This window comes from Roseovarius sp. SK2, assembly GCF_028807495.1.
Lineage (GTDB): Bacteria > Pseudomonadota > Alphaproteobacteria > Rhodobacterales > Rhodobacteraceae > Roseovarius > Roseovarius confluentis.
Window position 1 is genome coordinate 716295 of record NZ_JARAMK010000001.1, and the last position, 20628, is coordinate 736922.

21 protein-coding genes are annotated in these 20628 nt (G+C 61.3%); 7 read left to right on the forward strand and 14 right to left on the reverse strand.

Annotated features, from left to right (window positions below):
* Positions 1-218: 218 nt before the first annotated feature.
* The 4 genes from PVV74_RS03630 to PVV74_RS03645 all read right to left on the reverse strand — a co-directional run bounded on the left by PVV74_RS03630 (position 219) and on the right by PVV74_RS03645 (position 6405).
* Positions 219-599: a copper-binding protein gene (locus PVV74_RS03630; protein WP_274592250.1), complete on the reverse strand. Its 381-nt coding sequence runs from the start codon at positions 597-599 to the stop codon at positions 219-221.
* Between the two features lie 32 nt (positions 600-631).
* Entirely contained in the window at positions 632-3811 is a 3180-nt protein-coding gene (locus PVV74_RS03635) for an efflux RND transporter permease subunit (protein ID WP_274592251.1), read from the reverse strand.
* Entirely contained in the window at positions 3808-6000 is a 2193-nt protein-coding gene (locus PVV74_RS03640; protein WP_274592252.1) for an efflux RND transporter periplasmic adaptor subunit, read from the reverse strand. Before PVV74_RS03640 ends, PVV74_RS03635 begins: the two co-directional genes overlap by 4 nt.
* 93 nt (positions 6001-6093) lie before the next feature.
* Positions 6094-6405, reverse strand: a complete 312-nt coding sequence (locus tag PVV74_RS03645; RefSeq protein ID WP_274592253.1) for a hypothetical protein — start codon at positions 6403-6405, stop codon at positions 6094-6096.
* Positions 6406-6636: 231 nt separating this feature from the next.
* Here PVV74_RS03645 and PVV74_RS03650 point away from each other — a divergent pair, with 231 nt between their 5' ends.
* The gene (locus tag PVV74_RS03650; RefSeq protein WP_274592254.1) at positions 6637-9000 is read left to right on the forward strand and encodes a heavy metal translocating P-type ATPase; all 2364 of its coding nucleotides are present in this window, start codon (positions 6637-6639) and stop codon (positions 8998-9000) included.
* A gap of 77 nt (positions 9001-9077) precedes the next feature.
* Here PVV74_RS03650 and PVV74_RS03655 read toward each other — a convergent pair whose 3' ends face one another.
* Genes PVV74_RS03655 through PVV74_RS03670 form a run of 4 tightly spaced genes read right to left on the reverse strand, consistent with a single transcriptional unit; the run spans position 9078 to position 11474 of the window.
* Positions 9078-9518 (reverse strand): c-type cytochrome, encoded by a 441-nt coding sequence (locus PVV74_RS03655; RefSeq protein WP_274592255.1) that lies wholly within the window; start codon positions 9516-9518, stop codon positions 9078-9080.
* Positions 9519-9556: 38 nt separating this feature from the next.
* Positions 9557-10459 carry a c-type cytochrome gene (locus tag PVV74_RS03660; RefSeq protein ID WP_274592256.1) on the reverse strand — a complete coding sequence of 301 codons (903 nt, stop codon included), beginning with the start codon at positions 10457-10459 and terminating at the stop codon, positions 9557-9559.
* Between the two features lie 2 nt (positions 10460-10461).
* Positions 10462-11061 (reverse strand): c-type cytochrome, encoded by a 600-nt coding sequence (locus tag PVV74_RS03665; protein WP_274592257.1) that lies wholly within the window; start codon positions 11059-11061, stop codon positions 10462-10464.
* Between the two features lie 53 nt (positions 11062-11114).
* Positions 11115-11474, reverse strand: a complete 360-nt coding sequence (locus PVV74_RS03670; RefSeq protein ID WP_274592258.1) for a hypothetical protein — start codon at positions 11472-11474, stop codon at positions 11115-11117.
* A gap of 299 nt (positions 11475-11773) precedes the next feature.
* On the opposite strand from PVV74_RS03670, the gene PVV74_RS03675 reads away from it, so the two are divergent.
* Together PVV74_RS03675 and PVV74_RS03680 are read left to right on the forward strand one after the other, a co-directional pair.
* Complete coding sequence (locus tag PVV74_RS03675) at positions 11774-11902, forward strand: hypothetical protein (RefSeq protein WP_274592259.1); 129 nt, start codon at positions 11774-11776, stop codon at positions 11900-11902.
* A 171-nt stretch (positions 11903-12073) separates the two neighbouring features.
* Positions 12074-12547 carry a hypothetical protein gene (locus tag PVV74_RS03680; protein WP_274592260.1) on the forward strand — a complete coding sequence of 158 codons (474 nt, stop codon included), beginning with the start codon at positions 12074-12076 and terminating at the stop codon, positions 12545-12547.
* A gap of 17 nt (positions 12548-12564) precedes the next feature.
* On the opposite strand, the gene PVV74_RS03685 is transcribed toward PVV74_RS03680, so the two are convergent.
* Positions 12565-13086: a hypothetical protein gene (locus tag PVV74_RS03685; RefSeq protein WP_274592261.1), complete on the reverse strand. Its 522-nt coding sequence runs from the start codon at positions 13084-13086 to the stop codon at positions 12565-12567.
* 3 nt (positions 13087-13089) lie between these two features.
* Positions 13090-13599, reverse strand: coding sequence for a hypothetical protein (locus tag PVV74_RS03690; RefSeq protein ID WP_274592262.1), 510 nt, complete (start codon positions 13597-13599; stop codon positions 13090-13092).
* A 76-nt stretch (positions 13600-13675) separates the two neighbouring features.
* Here PVV74_RS03690 and PVV74_RS03695 point away from each other — a divergent pair, with 76 nt between their 5' ends.
* Complete coding sequence (locus PVV74_RS03695) at positions 13676-14095, forward strand: hypothetical protein (protein ID WP_274592263.1); 420 nt, start codon at positions 13676-13678, stop codon at positions 14093-14095.
* A gap of 536 nt (positions 14096-14631) precedes the next feature.
* On the opposite strand, the gene PVV74_RS03700 is transcribed toward PVV74_RS03695, so the two are convergent.
* Together PVV74_RS03700 and PVV74_RS03705 are read right to left on the reverse strand one after the other, a co-directional pair.
* The gene (locus PVV74_RS03700; protein ID WP_274592264.1) at positions 14632-15396 is read right to left on the reverse strand and encodes a hypothetical protein; all 765 of its coding nucleotides are present in this window, start codon (positions 15394-15396) and stop codon (positions 14632-14634) included.
* Between the two features lie 58 nt (positions 15397-15454).
* Positions 15455-15982, reverse strand: a complete 528-nt coding sequence (locus PVV74_RS03705) for a hypothetical protein (protein WP_274592265.1) — start codon at positions 15980-15982, stop codon at positions 15455-15457.
* A 604-nt stretch (positions 15983-16586) separates the two neighbouring features.
* Here PVV74_RS03705 and PVV74_RS03710 point away from each other — a divergent pair.
* The 3 genes from PVV74_RS03710 to PVV74_RS03720 are packed head-to-tail and all read left to right on the forward strand — an operon-like array spanning position 16587 to position 19341.
* Positions 16587-16775, forward strand: coding sequence for a hypothetical protein (locus PVV74_RS03710; protein ID WP_274592266.1), 189 nt, complete (start codon positions 16587-16589; stop codon positions 16773-16775).
* A gap of 26 nt (positions 16776-16801) precedes the next feature.
* Positions 16802-18007: a methyltransferase family protein gene (locus PVV74_RS03715; RefSeq protein ID WP_274592267.1), complete on the forward strand. Its 1206-nt coding sequence runs from the start codon at positions 16802-16804 to the stop codon at positions 18005-18007.
* A complete protein-coding gene (locus tag PVV74_RS03720) occupies positions 18004-19341 on the forward strand; it encodes a cytochrome P450 (RefSeq protein ID WP_274592268.1) in 1338 nt (445 codons plus the stop codon). The genes PVV74_RS03715 and PVV74_RS03720 overlap by 4 nt, the downstream gene beginning before the upstream one ends.
* Here the strand turns inward: PVV74_RS03720 and PVV74_RS03725 are convergent.
* Positions 19333-19875 carry a thiol-disulfide oxidoreductase DCC family protein gene (locus PVV74_RS03725; RefSeq protein WP_274592269.1) on the reverse strand — a complete coding sequence of 181 codons (543 nt, stop codon included), beginning with the start codon at positions 19873-19875 and terminating at the stop codon, positions 19333-19335. The genes PVV74_RS03720 and PVV74_RS03725 overlap by 9 nt on opposite strands.
* Before the next feature lie 46 nt (positions 19876-19921).
* Positions 19922-20554: a tyrosine-type recombinase/integrase gene (locus PVV74_RS03730; protein ID WP_274592270.1), complete on the reverse strand. Its 633-nt coding sequence runs from the start codon at positions 20552-20554 to the stop codon at positions 19922-19924.
* Between the last annotated feature and the right edge of the window lie 74 nt (positions 20555-20628).

Sequence of the window (20628 nt, forward strand, 5' to 3'; positions counted from 1 at the left end):
GGTGAAGACAGTACCGCTCTGTTGCCAGGCTAAGTCCAGTGGGAAATATGAAAGTCTGGCCAAAAAGTTCGGCAGTCTAAAATCGCGAGTTTGGGCGGATTCCTGACGTTCGCTGCGATTTGTTCCAATGGCGGCTTCGCAGCGTTTACAAGACCTCGGATAATCAAGCGCGCCCCAACTCGACGGGATCAGGGCACGCTCTTCGCAACTGGGTCGGCTTACTCTTTCGGCATGAGCGCGCGAATGGCGTACATGCCGTCCTCGCCCTTTTCGAGCATCATCATGACCTCGTCGCCGTCTTCCACGTCGCCAATCTCAGCGTCGTCCAGCACGGGCAAATCCATTGTCATGGCGGGCCAGCCGATTTCGGCGATCGGCCCGTGGGTGATGTTCGCGGTGCCGTCACCGATGCTGTTGACCGTCGCCTCGGCATGGACGCCCGCCATGCCTGCGTGGGACTCGTCATGCATATCGTCGTGCGACTCGGTGCTCATGCCCTCGTGCGAGGATATGTCGTGACCGGAATGCGAGTCGTCGCTGGCCAGGGCAAGTGCCGGGGCGGCTGCGGCGAAGGCGAGGGAAAGCAGGAATTGACGCATGTTGGTTCTCCTTTTGCGCATGTGGTGCCCGGTCATTCACCGGGCTGGGGGGAGTGGAAGGGACGGACGGGCTGCAGCATCTGCCGATTGACCCGTCCCAGGGTGAAACGTTTCCAGATGACGAAGATCGATGGGATCACGAAGAGCGTCAGGATCGTCGCGGTGGCCATACCACCGATCATCGGCGCCGCGATGCGCTGCATCACCTCGGACCCAGTGCCGTCGCCATACATGATCGGGATGAGACCCGCGAAGATCGTGGCCACGGTCATCAGCTTGGGCCGCAAGCGCAGAAGTGCGCCTTCGAACACCGCCGTCTCGATGTCGTCGCGGTTGACCTCGCGATCCTGTTCCTTGGCGGCCAGAACGCGCCGGTCCCAAGCCAAGTTCAGGTAGAGCAGCATGACAATGGCCGTCTCCACCGCCACGCCGGCGAGCGCGATGAAGCCCACCAGCACGGCGACCGACACAGCGTAACCGAGTGTGAAAACCAGCCACACGCCCCCGGCCAGCGCCACGGGCAGAGCCAGCAGGATGATCGCCACTTCCGTCACCCGGTTGAACGCCAGAAACAGCATCAGCGTGATGATCATAAGTGTCGCCGGGGCCACCAGGCCCAGCCGCTCCTGCACGCGCTCGATATACTCGTACTGGCCCGACCAGGCGATGGAATAGCCCGGCGGCAGCTCGACAGTGTCCGCCACGACCTGCTGCGCCTCGGCCACGTAGCTGCCAAGGTCGCGCCCGGCAATGTCGATGAAGACGAAGCCAGTGCGCCGGGCGTTTTCGGACCGGATCATGCCGGGGCCGTCGACCAGCTTGACCTCGGCCACGGCGCCCAGCGGGATATGCGCGCCCGAAGGCGTGACGACGGGCAGATCGTCCAGCCTGTCAGGGCTGTCCCGCCAGTCACGCGGATAGCGCAGATTGATCGGGAAGCGTTCCAGCCCCTCGACGGATTCCGCGATGGTCTGCCCGCCGATGGCCGTCTGCACCACCTCCTGCACGTCCTCGATCGACAGGGCGTAGCGGGCCGCCGCGGCGCGGTCGATGTCGATCTCGATGAACCGCCCGCCCACGGGGCGCTCGGCATAGGCCGAGGCGGTGCCGGGGATGTCGGCCACGGCCTGTTCGACCGCAACGGCGATCTCTTCTATCACGTTCAGATCGGCGCCCGAGACTTTGACCCCCACGGGCGTCTTGACCCCGGTGGCCAGCATATCGATCCGGTTCTTGATCGGCTGGATCCAGACATTGGTGACGCCGGGCACCTGCACGCGGGCGTCCAGTTCGTTGCGGATGTCGTCCATGCCGACACCCGGGCGCCACTCTTCCCGCGGCTTCAGTTGGATCGTCGTTTCGATCATGGTCAGCGGCGCGGGGTCGGTCGCCGTGTCGGCCCGGCCCAGCTTGCCATGCACGGTTTCCACCTCTGGCACCTGCGCGATCATCCGGTTGGTCTGTTGCAGCACCTCCCGCGCCTTGCCGATGGAAACGCCCGGATAAAGCGACGGCATATAAAGGAAATCTCCCTCGTTCAGCTCCGGCATGAACTCGGTGCCCAGCCGTTGTAGGGGGTGCGCCATCGAGGCCACCAGTGCGGCGGCCAGCAGGACCGTCGCCCAGGGCCAGGCGACGGCGGCATCGAGGAACGGTCGATAGATCCACTGGCAGGCCACGTTCAGCGGGTTGCGCCGCTCGGCCACGATCTTGCCCCTTATGAAATAGCCCATCAGAACCGGCACCAGCGTGATCGACAGGATCGCGGCGCCGGCCATTGCGTAGGTTTTGGTGAAGGCCAAAGGCTTGAAGAGCCGCCCTTCCTGAGATTCCAGCACGAAGACGGGCAGGAAGCTGATGGTGATGATCGCCAGCGAATAGAACAGCGCCGGGCCCACCTCGGCGGCCGCCTCGCGCGCGGCCTGCCATCGTTTCTCGGAGGACAAGCGCTTGCCCTCCATCTTTCGGTGCATCGCCTCGATCATCACCACGGCGGCATCCACCATCGCGCCAATGGCGATGGCGATCCCGCCCAGTGACATGATGTTGGCATTGACCCCCTGCAGGCGCATCACGGCAAAGGCCGCCAGCACGCCCAGCGGCAAAAAGAGCACGATCACCAGCGATGAGCGCAGGTGCAAAAGGAAGGCACCGCAGACAAGGATGACGACGATGAACTCCTCGGTCAGCTTCTTTTGCAGGTTGTCGATGGCCCGTTCGATCACGCCCGAGCGGTCGTAGGTGGTCACGATCTCCACCCCCTCGGGCAGCGAGCCGCGCAGCTCGTCGATCTTGTCTTCGACGGCATTGATCGTGGCCAGTGCGTTCTCGCCCCACCGCATGACGATCACCGCACCCACCGCGTCGCCCTCGCCGTTGAACTCGCCCACGCCGCGCCGCATCTGCGGGCCCAGCCGGATCTCGGCCACGTCCCCCAGGGTGACGGCCGCGCCCCGGTCGTTGACCATCAGGGGGATCTCGGACAGGTCCTCGATACTATCGACATAGCCGGTTGCGCGGACCATGTATTCGGCCTCGGCCATTTCGATCACGCTGCCACCGCTTTCTCGGTTGGCCTCGCCGATGGCGGCGCGTAGGGTTGCGAGCGGAATGTCGAAGGCGCGCAGCTTGTCGGGGTCGACGACCACTTGGTATTGCTTGACCATGCCGCCGATTGTGGCGACCTCGGACACCCCCTCGATTGTCTGCAATTCGAATTTCAGGAACCAGTCCTGCAGCGTACGCAGCTGCGACAGGTCATGCCCTCCGGTGCGGTCGACCAGCACGTACTGATAGATCCAGCCGACCCCGGTGGCATCCGGGCCAAGCTCCGGGTTCACGCCAGCAGGCAGGCGTGACTGCACCTGCGCGAGATACTCCAGCACCCGTGACCGGGCCCAGTAAAGATCGGTGCCGTCCTCGAAGACGACATAGACATAGCTGTCGCCGAAAAATGAAAAACCGCGCACGTCCACCGCCCCCGGCACGGACAGCATGGCCGTGGTGATCGGATAGGTGACCTGGTCCTCGACCACCTGCGGGGCCTGACCGGCATAGGGTGTCTTGATGATGACCTGAACGTCCGACAGATCGGGGATCGCATCCACCGGAGTGCTGCGCAGCGCCCAGACTCCGGCGGCCCCGAGGAACAGCGCCAGCACGATCACGATGAAGCGGTTGGCGACGGACCAGCGGATGATGGCGGGGATCATTGGCCCAGCTCCACTGTTCCGGCGAGAGACAGGGTCATGTCAGGCCCCTGCATCAGCAAAAGCCCGGTTTCCTGCCCGACAGGCAAGCCTGCCGGATCGACATCCCCCGCGAGGGCGAAATCCATCGTCATTCCCGGCATACCGATATCGGCGATCGGGCCGTGGGTGATATTGGCCAGGCCCGTCTCGGCGTCGACGCTATTGATCGTGCCGGTGACGGTCATCGGTTCGGGCTTGGCCTCTACCGCGTCCAACACCATCGTAATCCCATCGGGCCGCAGGAAGGTCAGCGTCACATCCTGCTCCAGGGGCACCTCCCCCGGGTCGAGCGCGTCGGTCAGGGCAAAGTCCATCGTCATTCCCGGCATCCCGATCTCGGCAATGGGGCCGTGCGCGATTGTGGCCATGCCAGTTTCGGCATCGACCGCCTCGATACGACCCTCGACGGTAATCGGCGGCGCGGCTTCCTCTTGCGGTTCGGCCTCCGCCATCTCGGGCGCTGCCTCGGCCTCCGCGCCCCCGGCCCTAACGGCCACGATGACGGCCATGCCGTCCTCTCCTGCGGACAGGTCGAAAGACACCGGCTCGCCCAGCGGGATCGCGGCGGTATCGACGCCCTGCACGTCGAGGTCCATCTTCATCGCGGGCCAGCCAAGCGCCGGGATCGGATCGTGGCTGACGGTCAGCTTGCCCTCGGGCGTGACGGCATGAACCACGCCCTCGCCGGTGGCATCCACGCCGTCGTCCCGCCCCAGGCGCGTCAGCGCGATCAGCCCGTCGGCCCCGCGCACCGCCTCGAATTCCACGTCTTGCCCCTCGGTCAGGTCCTCAAGGTAGACATCCGAGCGCAGGGCAAAGTCGGTCTCCATCGCGGGCCAGCCCAAGGCCTCGATCGGTGCGTGCGCGATACGGGCGCGGCGCGTTTCAGGGTCCAGCGACACCAGGACGCCCTTGCCGATGGCCGGTTCCGCATCCGTGGGAGCAAAGCGCATCATCCCGGCGTTCAGGGCACTTTCGCTGTCGATCAGGAACTGGGCCGAGGCCACGACCTCGTCCCCCGGGGCCAGACCCTGCACGATCTCGGTGCGCCGTCCCTCGGCAAATCCGCCACGCAGGCCGGTGGTGATCAGCCGGGGGCGGAAACTGCCGTCCGCCAGCCGCAGGATGACACGCTCGGCGCGGCCGGTGCGGATCACCGCCTCGGACGGCACGGTCAGCGCCTGCCGCGCCTCGTTCGGCACAAGCGCCACCTTGGCAAACATGTTGGGCCGCAGCAGGCCCTCATCATTGTCGAACCGCAGCCGGACTCGCAGCGTGCGGGTCTCGGCGTCCAGCTCGGGGAAGATATAGTCGATCTCGCCGGTAAAGACCTGGCCCGGCAGGTGATCGAACCTCGCTTCGGCGCGCATGTCGTCCGACAACAGCGTCATGTCCCGCTCGAACACGTCCACCAGCAACCAAACGGAAGATGTATCGGCCAGAGACATCGCCCGCGTGTCGGGCCGCAGGTACATGCCATCGGCGGCGTCGAGCGCGAAGACCACGCCATCCTGCGGCGCATAGAACCGGACGCGCTGCGCCGGCCGTTCCGCTTGCGCCATCTCGTCGATCTGGCGGGCGCTGACGCCGAAATTCATCAGCTTGGTCCGGGCGATTGCGATCTCGTCGGCATTGCCCGACCGCGTGGCGCGCAGAAGCTCGGAACTGGCGATGGTGATCTCGGGAGCGTAGAGCTCGAACAGCAGGTCGCCCTTGGAGACCTCGTCACCAACGGCGCGCAACTCCAGCTGCTCGATCCATCCTTCTACGCGCGTATGGATGTGACTGGTCGCGTGTTCGTCGTAATCGACAAAGCCCACCGTCTCGATCCGGTGCGCGATGTCCTCGACCCGTGCCACGGCGGTGCGCACACCGATCGTGTTCACCTCGGCCGCCGACAGTGTCACCTCCTCGGGGTCGCCCGACGGCTCCTGTCCTTCGTAGACCGGCACGAGGTCCATGCCCATCGGAGACTTCCCCGGGCCGTCCTTGCGGAAATTCGGGTCCATCGGCGCGACCCAGTAGAGGATCTTGTCGCCGTCATCGCCCGCATCCATCGTTTGGGCCATCCGCTCGCGTTCATACAGCACACCACCGGCGCCTCCAGCGGCCAGCGCCATGATCGCCAGCGCGAAATATCGTCCACGCATATCACATACCTGTTTCTTGGCTTCCCGCGGACACGCCGCGGCAACAAAGCTGCCCGGTCGCCGCAAGGCGCCCGGACCATTCCGATCAAGGGATCAGGCGTGTTTTGGGGGTTTCTTGGCGCGCTCGGGTTCCGCCTGAGTCAGCCGGTCCTCGATCGACAGCAGGTAGCTGGCGGGCAGGATCTGCGCCTCCGGCCGGATCGCGCGGAAATCGGGCCCTTCGGAGAAACAGCAGACGGTCATCGTGCAGGCGGCATGGCCCTTCTGCATCGGCGCATCCGTCTCGTTCATCGTCGGACAGTCGCTGCTGGACTGGCCTGCGTGATCCATCAGGTGCGCGGGCTCATCCACCTTCGCAGCACTGGCGGCGCCCATGCCAAACGAGCCCATGACGAACATCGCCATGAGCACGACCATCAGGCATTTGGCAAGAACGGCCCGCAACTGTCTCGTGGGCAGCGAAGATACCGGGCTTTCCACGACTGTCCAGCCAAACCGTCAATTCCACAAAAGCGACTGCCCCAATTTTTCGTGATCGTAGGGTTCTCGGCCGTTCTTTGGCATTTTTTTCCGTCCGATCTTGACCCTCCAGTGACTGGAACCCTTACATAAGGTGCCACGGACAAGGAGACAGCCATGACCGGGCATGCACACCACGATCACTCCCATCAACACCACGGCCACGATCAAGGCACTGAGGTTCCCGCCGGGGCCGATACCGCAACAGATCCGGTCTGCGGGATGACCGTTCAGGTCACCGACAAGACCCGCACCGAAACCTATGATGGGCAAAGCTTCCACTTCTGCTCCGACGGCTGCCAGGAGAAGTTTCGAAACGATCCTTATTTCTATGCGTCCGGCAACGCCGAAGAGGCCAAGGGCAACGTGGCGCAAGGCACGCAATGGACCTGCCCGATGCATCCCGAGATCGTCCGCGACGAACCCGGCGCCTGCCCGATCTGCGGCATGGCGCTCGAGCCGATGGTGCCCAGCGACGAGCCCAGCGAGGAACTGACCGACTTTACCCGCCGCCTCTGGGTCAGTGCAGCGGCTGCGGTGCCTCTCATGGTGCTGACGATGGGTGAAATGGTCGGCCTCAACCTGCGCGACTGGCTGGGACATCAGCTGTCTGTCTATATCGAGTTCGCGCTGGCCACGCCGATCGTCTTCTGGGCGGCGCTGCCGTTCTTCAAGCGCGGGGTCGACTCGATCCGCAACGTCTCGCCCAACATGTGGACGCTGATTTCGCTCGGCGTGGGCGCGGCCTATCTATATTCGCTCTTCGCCACCTTCGCGCCGGAGATCTTTCCACAGGAATACCGCATGGGCGACGGGGTCGGTACGTACTACGAGGCGGCGGTGGTCATCGTCACGCTGATCTTCGTGGGGCAGGTTCTGGAACTCCGCGCCCGCGAGCGCACGGGCGACGCGATCCGCGCATTGATGGACCTCGCGCCCAAGACGGCGCGGCGCATCCTGCCGGACGGCTCGGAATACGATGCGCCATTGGAAAACGTGGTCGAGGGCGACATGCTTCGCGTGCGTCCCGGTGACAGCGTGCCGGTCGATGCCGAGGTGATCGAGGGGCACTCCTCGATCGATGAAAGCATGATCACGGGCGAGCCGGTGCCGGTGGAAAAGACCGACGGCGACCACGTCACCGGTGGCACGATCAACAAGAACGGAACTCTCGCGATCCGGGCCACGCAGGTGGGCGCCGATACCGTGCTGGCGCAGATCGTCGACATGGTCGCGGGCGCACGGCGCTCCAAGGCGCCGATCCAGGGCCTTGCCGACAAGGTGTCGGAGATCTTCGTGCCGACGGTCGTGGCCGTCGCCGTGATCGCCTTCGGCACCTGGCTGGCGGTCGGGCCGGACCCGGCGCTGGCCTTCGCCATCGTCTCGGCGGTTTCGGTGCTGATCATCGCCTGTCCCTGCGCGCTGGGTCTCGCCACCCCGATCTCGATCACCACCGCTGCCGGACGCGGGGCACAGGCCGGCGTACTGATCAAGGATGCGCAGGCGCTCGAGCGCATGTCCAAGGTCGATACGCTCATCGTCGACAAGACCGGCACCCTGACCGAGGGGCGACCGCGCCTGACAGATGTCGTCACCCTGTCGGATCGCAACGAGGACGACGTGCTGGCCGTCGCCGCCGCGCTGGAGATGGGCTCCGAGCACCCTTTGGCCGAGGCCATCGTGGCCGGCGCGCGAGACCGTGGGCTGAAACCCGCGCGTGCCAGCGATTTCGAGGCCATAACCGGCAAGGGCGTCAGGGGCCGGGTCGATGAAAGTGAGGTGGCTCTCGGCAATCCGGCGATGATGGAAAGCCTTGGTGTGGATACAAGCGGCGCCGAAGAAGCGGCAGACACACTCCGCGCCGAGGGCAAGACCGCGATGTTCATCGCCATCGGCGGTACCCTGGCAGGAGTCGTCGCCGTGGCCGACCCGATCAAGGACACAACCGAAGCCGCAATCCGCGACCTGCATGCTCAAGGTCTTCGGGTCATCATGGCGACAGGCGACAACCAGCGCACCGCCGAGGCGGTGGCTGCCAAGCTGGGTATCGACGATGTACGCGCCGGCGTCCTGCCGGAGGACAAGAAAGCGCTGGTGGACGAGCTTCACGCCGCGGGCGCACTTGTGGCAATGGCCGGTGACGGCGTGAACGATGCACCCGCTCTGGCGGCGGCGGATGTGGGCATCGCGATGGGTACAGGCGCCGACGTGGCCGTGGAAAGCGCCGGCATCACGCTGTTGTCGGGGGATCTGACGGGGATCGTCCGCGCGCGCAAGCTGGCCCGTGCCACGCTTCGCAACATCAAGCAGAACCTGTTCTTCGCCTTCGTTTACAACGCGGCCGGCGTGCCCGTCGCGGCGGGTATCCTCTACCCGGTCTTCGGCCTCCTGCTCTCGCCGATGATCGCGGCGGCGGCGATGTCCTTGTCGTCGGTCTCGGTGATCGGCAATGCGCTTCGGTTGCGCCGGGTAAGGCTCTGACCAACACTTGGTAATTGGAGCCAGGCACGGCCTGCCGGCAACACCTGCGGCAGGCCTGATATTTCATCGTAACGACGTCAGTTGCTTCCGTTGGCCTGCTGGACCTCGCGGACATAGGCGACGATCGCGTCCAAGTCGCCGCGGGTCAGGCCCTCCTGCGCCGGCATGTTGCCGAACTTCCAGTGATGCGCGCGCACCCCGTTCTGCACCGCCAGGTGAAACGCCATGTCGCTGTGATGCGAAGGCTCATAGACCTTGTGAATCAACGGCGGTCCGTTGCCCATCCTGCCGGCTGCATTCGTGCCGTGGCACTCCGCACATGCAGCGTTGAAGGCCTTTTGCCCGATTTGCGCGGTCTGCGACAGTGTCGGGGGGAGAGCGACCTCCACCATGGCCGCGCCCTGCACCGGGACGACCCCGGTGCCGGAGGTGGTCTCGCCTCCGCCGGTGCCCGTGAAATAGACCGCAGCGGCGCCGACAAGCGCCGCCACCGCGCCGATGATAAGGATTCTGTTCATGGTCTTCCTTTCCGGAGTCTGCCCTGTTCTGGGCCGTGTCAGTTATTCGTGGGTGGGTCTTCGTCCAGCAGGTACGCGGCCATCGCTTCGCGGTCGGCTTGAGACAGCCAGGCGGTTCCGTCGCGCACGACCTCGCCCATGCCGGTGCCGAAGGTGTCGCCATCCGGCATTACGCCCGACTTCAGCCCGAAGGCCAGCGAGGGCACGGTCCAGCCTGACTCGCGCAGGTCACCGGGTCGGATCGGCGGGGCCTTGCCTCCGTCCGGCAGGTCGTCGCTCCCGGCAAGGTGTTGCTGCGTTCGCCGCCCGCCCAGAAGGTTGCGGTCGGTATGGCACGCGCCGCAATGGGCCAGACCGTTGACCAGCCACCGTCCCCGGTTCCAGGCGTCGGACCTGTCGGGATCCGCCGCTGTCGCCGGCCCCTTGGCATAGGCCGCCCGCCACAGCTTCAGCCCGAAACGCAGGTTGAACGGAAAGGCGATCTCGTTCCCGCCCGCCGTCACCTCCTGAGGCCCCACCCCCTGGAACGCCGCCCAGAGATCGGCGATGTCCTGGTCGCTCAGGTCACCGTAGAACGCATAGGGAAAGGCCGGGTAGTAGGGATTTCCGTCCGGGGCCACGCCCTGCCGCACGGCGCGGGCGAAATCGTCGATCGTCCATGCACCGATACCAGCCGTTTTATGGGGCGTGATATTGGGCGGCACGAACCGGCCAAATCCGGTTTCGATGGGCGCCCCGCCGGTCAGGGCCGGACGGGCCGAGCCGGCATCGGAATGGCAGGCAATGCAGCCCCCGGCCCGGGCGAGGTAGGCGCCCCTTTGGGCGTCACCTTCGCGCTCGGTCAGGTCGGGCGCTTGACCGATCGGCCAGACGGCCAGCGACGCACCGCCCAGCCCCACCAGCGCGGCGAGGCCGAAAAGAACACGAAAACTGCGGCGCATGGTCAGTCGTCGTCCTGCCGATAGCGATCATGACAGGCCGAACAGGTCTGCGTGACCATCATGAAGGCCCCGTCGGCGGGCATCTGACCGATATGCTCGGCGCTGATCCCTTCGGGCATGGCGCCGTCGCCCATCATCATGCCACCTCCCATCATGCCGGAGCCATCCCCCATCATGTTGCCGCCCATCATCCCGGACTGGCCGCCCATCATGTGGCCGTCGCCATGCAGGCCGTTGCCCGCGGCAAGGGCAAGCCCTTGCGCCGCCGTTTCCAGCTGGGTTGCGAGGGTGGTGAAGCGGTCCCATTCCTCCCAGGTGCGCGGTAGAGTTTCGGACGGGTGCTCATTCGAGCCCTCTGGGAACTTGCCGGTCATGGCCTCGCCCGCCTCGGCGACGATGGCCTGCGCGGCCTCTCGCACGGCGGCTTCGTCGTAACTGGCCTCGCCGGACATCATCGGCTTGATGCGCTTGATCGCGTCCCCCATGGATTTCATCGCGTCCATCCGCTCCTTGACCACGCCGGTGGCGCCCGAATGCGCGAACGCTGCGGCGGAAAGGCTCGCGATGGCGGCCCCGCCAAGTACCAATTGTTTGAATGTCATTCCTGATTTCCTTGTACCGATAGAGTTTACCCCGAGGGGTCGGTTTCCATCGGTCAGGCTCGTGGCGGGGGCGGGTCAGTCGCCGAATAGATCGATGCATACCGCACAGTCGCGAACCCGCGTCCGATCGTAGTCAACTGGACCTCGATCGGGGTCGTATCCAAACTGGCCTGCAAAAATTGAACAATGCAGGTGCCGGCCGTGTGACAACAAGTATCGTCGGCCAGAGCCTCGCCAGCCGGGGACTGCTCTTGTGCGACCACTTCGGGCAGATGACTCTCTTTACCGTGCGCAGACGCGGGCATAGCCATTGCTGCGGAGAACACAACAAAGGCAATCATCACGTATGCGGCAAAAAAGGCCATGCGGTATGAGCAGACTGTCATCTTGGAAATGATGTCTGTTGATCGCATGACATGTCAACATAGTGAGAGCGAAACAGCGGCTTACTTGTGCTCATAGCCTGAAGTTTCACACACACAGGCATGGAGATTTCAGCTTGCTTGCGTGAATGGAAACGCCAGCTAACGGCAGAGAGCGGCCATTTGGCGCAACGCTAACAAACGGCTGCTATGGGCCGGGAGTGACGCCCTCAGCTGGCACTCAGGCCGCTGATGCCACTATGCGGTAGAGGTCGGGATTGAGCCCATACTTCCGATTGTTCCCCCGAACCAAGGTCATCGAAGCGCAGGGAGCCCCGACGAACGCCGCCATGCTGCTGGGAGACGACGCCCTGCCTGGACCCGACGACCAAATCCAGCACGCGCGGGAGAGCATCGGGATCTTCCTGTGGACCTACGGCACGACAGCGACGGAGAAAAAGACGACGGGGCCATTCTGAACCGGAAAGGGCCAGGTCCCAAGCAATACGTCAACGGAGCGGACGATCCTGAAAGCTGACCTGCCCTGAAGGGTCCGCATTTACAAGTTAACTTTGTTCAGGGTTTGGTCCTCTTTTGACCATCTATGGTACTCTGGTGGGGTAAGCCTGCCGAGGCTCGTGTGCGCGCTGATGATCGTCGTTGTCGTGAAATCAGGGGGCTTTCATCAGGTCTTAAACTTCGGATTCTGGCGGCATATGGTGGTGGCGATGAGGATGGTGATGACGTTAATCCTGACAGCGGGTGTGGCAGCGGCGGAACCGGTGCCGGGCTTCGAGAATGAGCCGGAGCCCGGTTTCTTTTCCGGGCTTTACGAAGTGGTCGGGCGGGGTAGTAACTCCGGGTTTCATGGCGAGCCGATGCGACTGGAACTCAGCGGGCATGGGCTTGATATCCGCGGCTGCGTGCTGGGCGACGATCGGCTCGACTACGCACGGACAGGCGAAGCCTTTGTGCTTGCAGGTCAAATCGAGGGGGCTCCCATCTGGTGCCGGTTCCTTATTGACGTGGGGAATTACCCGGTTCTCACCTGTGCCAACCCAGAAGGACTACGTCTGACGCTCTGGCCGCAGGGGGATTTCGACGCGCCGTTGATCTGCCCGTGACTCACGAGAGTACAAATCTATCTGTTCGGCAACCCTGCTGCACTGCGTCCGCTACGGATGCGTTCGCGATTTGCATCGACCTGGTCGATCAGGGCGGCCAGGCCAGATCGAACACTGGCGAGTTCAGAGGCGAACTCGGTTTTCGATGTCAGGGGATTGTCATGTGTGGTATCCCAACGCAATGCCCACTGCATGGCCGCGATCCATTCGTCCGGATCGCCTGCGATGTATTCATTGACCGGACGGCCGACCGACTCGTTCAAGGCCGAAAAGAGGACGCGCTCCTCTGCCGCCGCGTCGCCGAGGGATTCGATCAGGAAGCGGTACCGCAACTGGCCAGCATACATCCACTTCGCGGCCTCCAGCCCATTACCGTCTTCCAGAAGTTGGGCGGACAGCCTGTAGAGCGTTGAGGGGTGTGCCGTCGGCGCAGTCTCGATCAGTTCGGTCGTCGGCATCGAGGCGAAATCCTCGGCTGGCTGTGCCGCAACGGAATGCGTCAGGAAAACCATGACCGCAAATGCCAGGAAGTCCCTCATCGCCTACTCCACCGCGGACAGCGCGACCACCTTTATGGGAACGCCGGCTTCGAACTGTTTAAGCAAACCTTCAGCGGTGGTGATACGTTCGCTCTCCTCACCGACAAAAAGCGCCAGGCTCCCGTTGGTGATCACCTCGCGTATACGTGCCGCAAAAACAAGCTGATCCTCGACATAGATCTCGGCCATCTCCCCGATATGGGCGGCGGAGAACTCTGCAAGGGCCTGCGTACTCTCAGGATCGAACCTGACATATACGACGGCTGGCTGCGACTCGTCGGTTGCTTCCGGCAGGCTCGCTTCAGCCACGGTTAGAACGACCTCCGCCGCCATCAGTGATGTGGAAGAGAGAAAAAGGGATAAAAGGACCACCGAAAGTCCGAAGCGCATCCTCATCCTCCACTGGATATCAATAACTCGCGCAATTCTTCCCGACCTTACTTTGAAGAAAAATTGGATTTCAAGGGCGTGGGAACAAAGAGGTTGGTCGAACACTTTGATAGGCGTTGTCATGATGTTAGCCTTATGGCCCACGGACGCCTTCATCCGCAGGGGTTACACGATGAGATTTCTACCCGCAGGATTGGCCATGGCGATTCTTGTCTACTGCGGAGGAGCTTTTGCGGACGAGTTCGCCTGGCTCGACAGAACTGTGCTCGAAAGACACCTTGCAGGTCGAGAACGTGCCAAGATTCCGGTTGGCGACCTGCTTCCCGAGGGGCACGCTCTCTGCGCCGCCGGATCGTATGCAGCCGAACTTCCGAGGGGCTACAGAAAGGCCGCGCAGGATCTTGAGCATGCATACCTGCTGCCAGTCCGGGAGGGAGACGGGCTCCTGTTCTCGGTGAATGAAGACCGCCGTATCGAGTCTGTTTCCGTACTATCGGTTTGGCCTGACACCGTCACGCTGTCAGTTGACGAACCAGTGTGTATTCCGGCGATATCGGCTCAACTTGGGGTTGCTCGGGATGACGGGAATATTGTCATCAGGCTGGAAGTAAGGAACTGAACACCGGTAATCAGAGGGTGCAGGGCTGCGACGTCGGGGTTTCCGCCTGCTGCTGATGATCGAGCGCCGGTTGCGAAAGGAGTTGGTCGATGCGCTTTGGATATCTGAATCAGATCGGCGCGGATATCTGGCTTACATTGATAGGTATGGCGCATCTGGGGTTGATCGTACTGTACCTTGTCGGTCGGAATAAGTGAGTTTTGCGTAAGAATCCCGTGTCGCACAATCAGGGTGTTGTTTTTTACAAATAAGTTCGGCAGCCGGTCATAGGCACTTCAGTGAGCACCCGCAACACCGAAGCGGGCGTTCGAGGGGCGCACGGCGAAGGTCGGGATCGAGCCGATTCTGTTGAAAAACTCTGCAACCGGAAAATCGCCTCAAAATTTTGGAACAGCGTTCCCGCATGTCACCCTTGGGCAAGCTGTGTTTGAGCGATGTAGCTTTCGCGGGAGGATGTTCTGCAGATTTGCTTCTTCTTTGCTGCACACCGACTTTTTCAACACAATCAGCCCAAGTCGGACATTGGATGTGGTCGGTCAGGCTCTGAACGTCGCCATCCCGCCATCCAACAGCCTTAATAGCTCATCTGAAACGGGCGACGGCTTGCACAAGTCGAATACATGCAGATCAATCCCAATATCGGCGACTGGCCTTACCAATATCTCGGCATTATCAGATTCGAAAAAATACACCCCTCCGCTTAATTCAGCGGGAGCGCCAAAACACCGGCATGCCTCCGCAAAAAACGCCTCAGAATCTGATGAGACCGAACTCAGCGCACGGCCTTCTTTCGTCAATCTTTGCCCGAAGAAACGCAAGGCGAAGGAAATGAGGCTGATATCACCATATGGGCTACGGGTAAGCTCTCGCTTTGCCTTGTTTCTTCGCAGCGAATAGTTTGCTGTTGGACAGGGGGAATGAGCTTGATGTGATTTCAGTATTGTAAAATATGATCGCGCATCACGCGTTTCCATGAAACTGATCCCTTCGATCGAAGGGTCGATATCGCTCAGATCCTTCAACTCAAGGTGATACTGGCAGGGCTCGGTTGGCTTCATTTTCCCTTTGTCAGCGACCAGTGCCTCGAAAACGTCGCTGGCAGCGATATCTGCGAGGAAGCCCAGGAACGACTTTACCTCTTGCCCAAGCGGAGCTTTGAAAACGGTTTCTGCCTGATGCAAAATTTCTGCACGTTTGTGCTTTCGGGGAATCGTAACTCCGTGTTTCGCCTCCACCATGTCATGTAGCGCATTGAAGTGCCCGCAATGATCCTTGGCGCCTAATCCAATAAAAAATCCCACTGTATGGCACCTCGTTGCCGGTTTCGTTCGGCTCACATAAGGACCGTCTCTGCCGTTCTCACAACCCGGTTTTTAGCAGATTCCCGAACGCAATATGCATCTCGCGATCTTTATCGGACATCGTGTCGCCAATGCGCCAAGTGGTGATGCGCAGCGTTTTCGTTGGGCCCACAGAGATCGTATTCACATAGATATTGGATCGACCATTCACCGACCCGCGTGCTGCGTAAACATAATTGCCGCTTGAAACCTTCCCCGACTTCAAAAGAGCGAAGTCTTGGGATTCTTTACTATCTGACTGGGCCATTAGGCGTGCGGCGTGCTCGCTTTCCACCCCGTTATCTGTGCCCCCGTCAAAAAACCTGAGGCTCCCGGCAAAACCATCTTCTGTGTTGTAGAAGAGGGCGCTATCCGCCTTGTCTTCACGCAGCTCCCATGACGTGCCCGCGACACATATCGAAATATCCAGCGGCTCGTTAAGACGCATACAAGCATAAGCTGGTTTTAAAGGCAGGCACAGACCGCACACAACGAACACCACCTTCGGAAGGCTGGCTTTCTCGATTATGGTATTCAACAGTGACATTTCGGCGGATACAATTTCACATATTCAACAAAAGCTTGAGGTCTCCGGGTATCATCATCGTGTTGGCCGAGCAATCTGCATTGCCATTTGACGCATGAAGTGTAGTCGCCCATTTTCGACCGGCAGCTCCGCCCCGCTTTGCCGACCTTCACCCTCCGAAAATGCTGCAAGATGCACGAATGACCGGTCTCGCGAAGCCGCGGCACGGCGTCATGGAGCCTGACGAGTGACCGGTCTGGGCCGGATACGCCTGTCGGATGCCGACTGACTTGGAGACGGCCTGGCACTTTTCAGGTGCGCGTTTGAGAAGCTCCGTTAAATCGAGCTTATTTAAAGGTTCATCTGAACAGCGAGATGGCTTTCCAAAATGCCTTGGCTTCCATACGGTTCATCACGAGTTGGTTGCCAGGCAATATTTGAGATGCAGTTCAGTCCACGTTCTTGGGTAATTTGGGTTCTTTCGTTTTGCACGTTTTTGGCCGTCGGACAGCGCGCGATTGACGCGATCATGTCATTGAGCGCGGAGAAAACGGCGTTTCTGGCCTTTCCACTCACAGTCCTGATACCCGCGTTGGCGTTTCTCTTTCTGGCTACAAGAAAGAGCATGACGTCTGCGGAGGGGGTATTGATGCAGGTCGGCACGATGATCCAGTTGCTTCTGATCATCGCCCTGCCGGGGTTCGCACTTTACCTGGCCTTGGGGTTCCCGGTGGCCTTTCTGGTGATCGAATTGTTCGAAACCCGTTCGCCTGCGCCATTCCGAGTGTGGATCAAGACGAGGGTCATCGCGTGATAGAGCTTGACCTTCCGGAACCTCTCATGCTGGCACTTCGCTGGCTCTTATTGATCGGACCGATCTGTCTGGTCGTTTTAACGGCGTTTGTCCGCAAAACCACCACGCGCGCGAAGATCGGCGGCCTTTTTGCTTTGCTCTACGGAGTGCCAATGATCTTCATCACCCATTCTATGGCTGTGCACTTTGGGTGGTGGCACTACGGCTGGGATGCGTTGATGTTGGATGGCCTCCCCGTCGATATCATCATCGGCGGAGCGATCCTATTTGGGCCCGGGCTGTATTTCACGTTTCCTAAAGTTGGCCCGCTGATGATCTGCTTGCCAATCGTCATTGGTTTACACGCCACGATCTTCAGCTCACTCAAGCCCTTGGTCTATGCCGGGCCGTTCTGGTTCGCGGGCGTGGTCTTGGTTTTCCTGACAGCCCATGTTCCGGCCATATACCTTGCCAAGTGGACAGCCGAAGACCGCCGCCTACCAATGCGATGCGCGTTGCTCGCCATAATGACGGGCGGCATGATCCTCACGGTTCTGCCTGCGTTGATCATGCAGGCAATGGGTGGCGAATGGGCGCTGTTTCAACGTCCGATCTGGGGCAGCATCCTTGCGGCAAGTTTCATAGGTCTGGCGTCGGTGATAGGGCTTTCCGCGAACCAGATGCTTTGCCTGCAGGGCGGAGGGACCCCCATCCCGCTGGATCCCACGAAGCGCCTTGTGCGTTCCGGGATCTATGCCTACGTCTCCAATCCGATGCAGCTTTCGGCGGCGCTGATCTGGATCATCCTCGGCATTTACCTGCAAAACGTCTGGATCGTTGCGGCCGCGGGCATGGCCTGGGTCTTTGTGCAAGGCATGGTCCGCTGGCATAATCGCAATGACCTGCTGAAGCGCTTTCCCGACGGCTGGCCGGAGTACAAACAAAACGTGCCGGAATGGGTGCCTCGCTGGACGCCGTGGGTGCGCGCACCCGCAAAGCTGACGATACGTGACGCGGACCTGTGGCCACTGCTGCGCCAGGCCACGGGTCTGAAGGTCGAGATCCGTGACGGTACGCCACGGTATCAGCCCGCCGAGGAACCGCGTTCTTTCACGGGCCTCGAAGCGCGCCTGTTCGCGCTGACACATGTCAATTTCGCCTGGGCGATTGCAGCACATGCTGCCTTGCTCGTGGCGCTGGCGGCGAAATATGCCGGCGCGCAGGTTTTTGGCCCTGCCAAGGTGCGCGCATGACCGAGGCCCGGTTGGTGGCTTCTAACCCAAGCCCGTGGCTGTTGGGTGTTGACAGCCTCTACGCCATCAGGATGGATCAGCTTGGGTTCTACGAGCGGATGAAGTCTGCCCACGGCGATCACGTAATGCTCCGTCTCGGCCCTTACAGATCACATCTTTTCTTTCACCCCGACCATATCGAGGCCCTGCTGGCGCGGCACGCGCAGTCCTTCATTCGGTTTCGCAAGCTGACGAACGTGGTCCGGCAATGGAATGGAAACAGCCTGCTTGTCGAAGAAGGCGAAAGCTGGCGGATGCGCCGCCGCAAGGTTCTGCCCGCGTTTCAGACGCGGCGGCTGCCGGCCTATGGTCACGAAGCCGTCCGGGAAACTGAACGCCAGTGCCGAGAGCTTCGTCAGACCGCAAAGTCGGATACGATCCGCTTCGACACCGACGCTGTCATGGCGAAGCTGACACTCGATATCGCCACGCGAACCTTGTTCGGCGCTCCACCGCAACCAAACGGGTTCGAGATCGAGCGCGCGATCCAGACACTATCCGACACCGCCTTTTCCGAATCCACGTCACCCGTCACGTTGCCGGATTGGCTGCCAATCGAGCGCAAGCGCCGGAAACGCTGGGCGATGGGCGTGATGGACGACTTGGTGTCCGGCCTGGTGCGAGCGGGGCTGCAGCGCACGGAAGCGTCCACTGATCTGCTTGCCTCGCTGATCGAACACCACGATGGGAAATTCGCCGACATCCGAAATGATGTCATGAGCCTTCTCATCGCCGGTCACGAAACGTCGGGCGCTCTGCTGAGTTGGTTGTTTGCCTGTTTGGCCGTCTATCCCGACAGCCTTACCGACATCCAGGATGAACTTCGCCGCGTTCTCGGGGACAAGGCCCCGACGCCCGATGCGATCGCGAAGCTCCCGGTATTACGCGCGACGATCAACGAAACGCTCAGACTGTATCCACCGGCCTACACGCTGTTTCTGCGCGAAGCCGCTGAACCGGTAGACCTGCTGGGAATAAAACTGGCCAAGGGCGACCTGGCACAGATCGTCCCTTTCACGACCCAACGCGACCCTCGATTCTTCGAGAACCCGACAAAGTTCGATCCTGCAAGGTTCCTGCGAGAGCCGGTCTGGCCTCAGTTTTCCTACCTTCCGTTCGGGGCCGGGCCGCGTGTCTGCATCGGGCAGAATTTTGGTTTGATGGAAAGCTGCCTTGTTGCGGCAACGATCCTGCAGCACATGTCGCCGCTACAATTGAGTGCGCTGCCGCGTCCACAGGCACAATTCTCGCTTCGACCGGTCGGAGGGCTGCCGATGGAGTGGCGGCTAATCTAAGAAACGCTGCCGTTGTGCCGGCGATGGCAGGAAGCAATCCGGGGCCTCACCGAACCATTGCAGGCGGTTTCTGGCCACCACGTCGTACATGCGGTCCCGCATGCTGCGAGGAAACAAGCCAAGGAAACGCAGCCAAGACCAAGGGCGGCGGAGTTGCCCGAGAATGACCAGCGATGCGTTTGACTTGATATGAGCCTTTCCACGGTCGATGACCACGTAAGTGAGGTCCAACGCGTCTGGAGCTACTCCGAACTCTTCGGCAAGCTTTTTACCTATCGGCTTTCGTGAAGAGGCGAACTGAATATTCTCTGCAGCTTCATGCCGAAGAATGAACCTGATCCATTTGCTGCAAAGGACGCAGTCAGTGTCGAAGATGATGATAGTGGAATTTTGATCGCTCATGCTGACGTTGATTATCACCGGTGCAATATTTGAACCATCAAGGTTTAACCGAAGCGATGCTGATATCCCCTTGTCGAGAGAATTCTTCGATGGCTGCTTTGACGCGCCGCAATGCAGCATATTCTCAGTCAAGCGAACGGCAGGACTGGGCCGGCCGTGACCGACCGGCCCGTATCGTTCAGATCTCCACTGCTTCCGCGATTGCGAGCGCATCTTCAAGCTCAACCCCGAGATAGCGGACGGTGCTGTCCATCTTGGTGTGACCGAGCAGGAGCTGCACGGCACGCAGGTTCCCGGTCTTCTTGTATATTTGTGCAACCTTGGTCCGGCGCATCGAGTGCGTGCCGTAAGACGTGGCATCCAACCCAATGGAACTCACCCAGTCCCGCACAAGGCGGGCGTATTGCCGCGTCGATATGTGGAGGCGCTCATGAAACCGGCCGGGCCAGAGAAATTCTGAGCCAACCATTAGCGGTTCATCCATCCATCGCGAGAGCGACTTGCGTGTGCCCTCAGTGATCTCGAAACGCACCGATCTCTGCGTCTTGCTTTGGACAACCGAAGCGCGCTCCTTCACTTGGCCGGAGGCGTAGACATCGGCCACCTTGAGCTTTACCAGATCACACCCTCGCAGTTTGCTGTCGATGGCGAGGTTGAAAAGAGCCAAGTCCCGGTGTTTCTCGGCGATCTCAAGACGAACGCGAATTGCCCAGACGTGCTTGGGCAGCAAGGGTCGCTTCTGGCCGATAACACGGCCTTTGTTCCAAGCGGGTCTGCCGGCTCGAATGGCAGGTAAGTTCGCAATTGTCATGGCGGTTACTCCGATCCGCCACTCCCTGCCTCAACGCCAACCCGACGTTGGCACCAGAGCATATCACCGAAAGT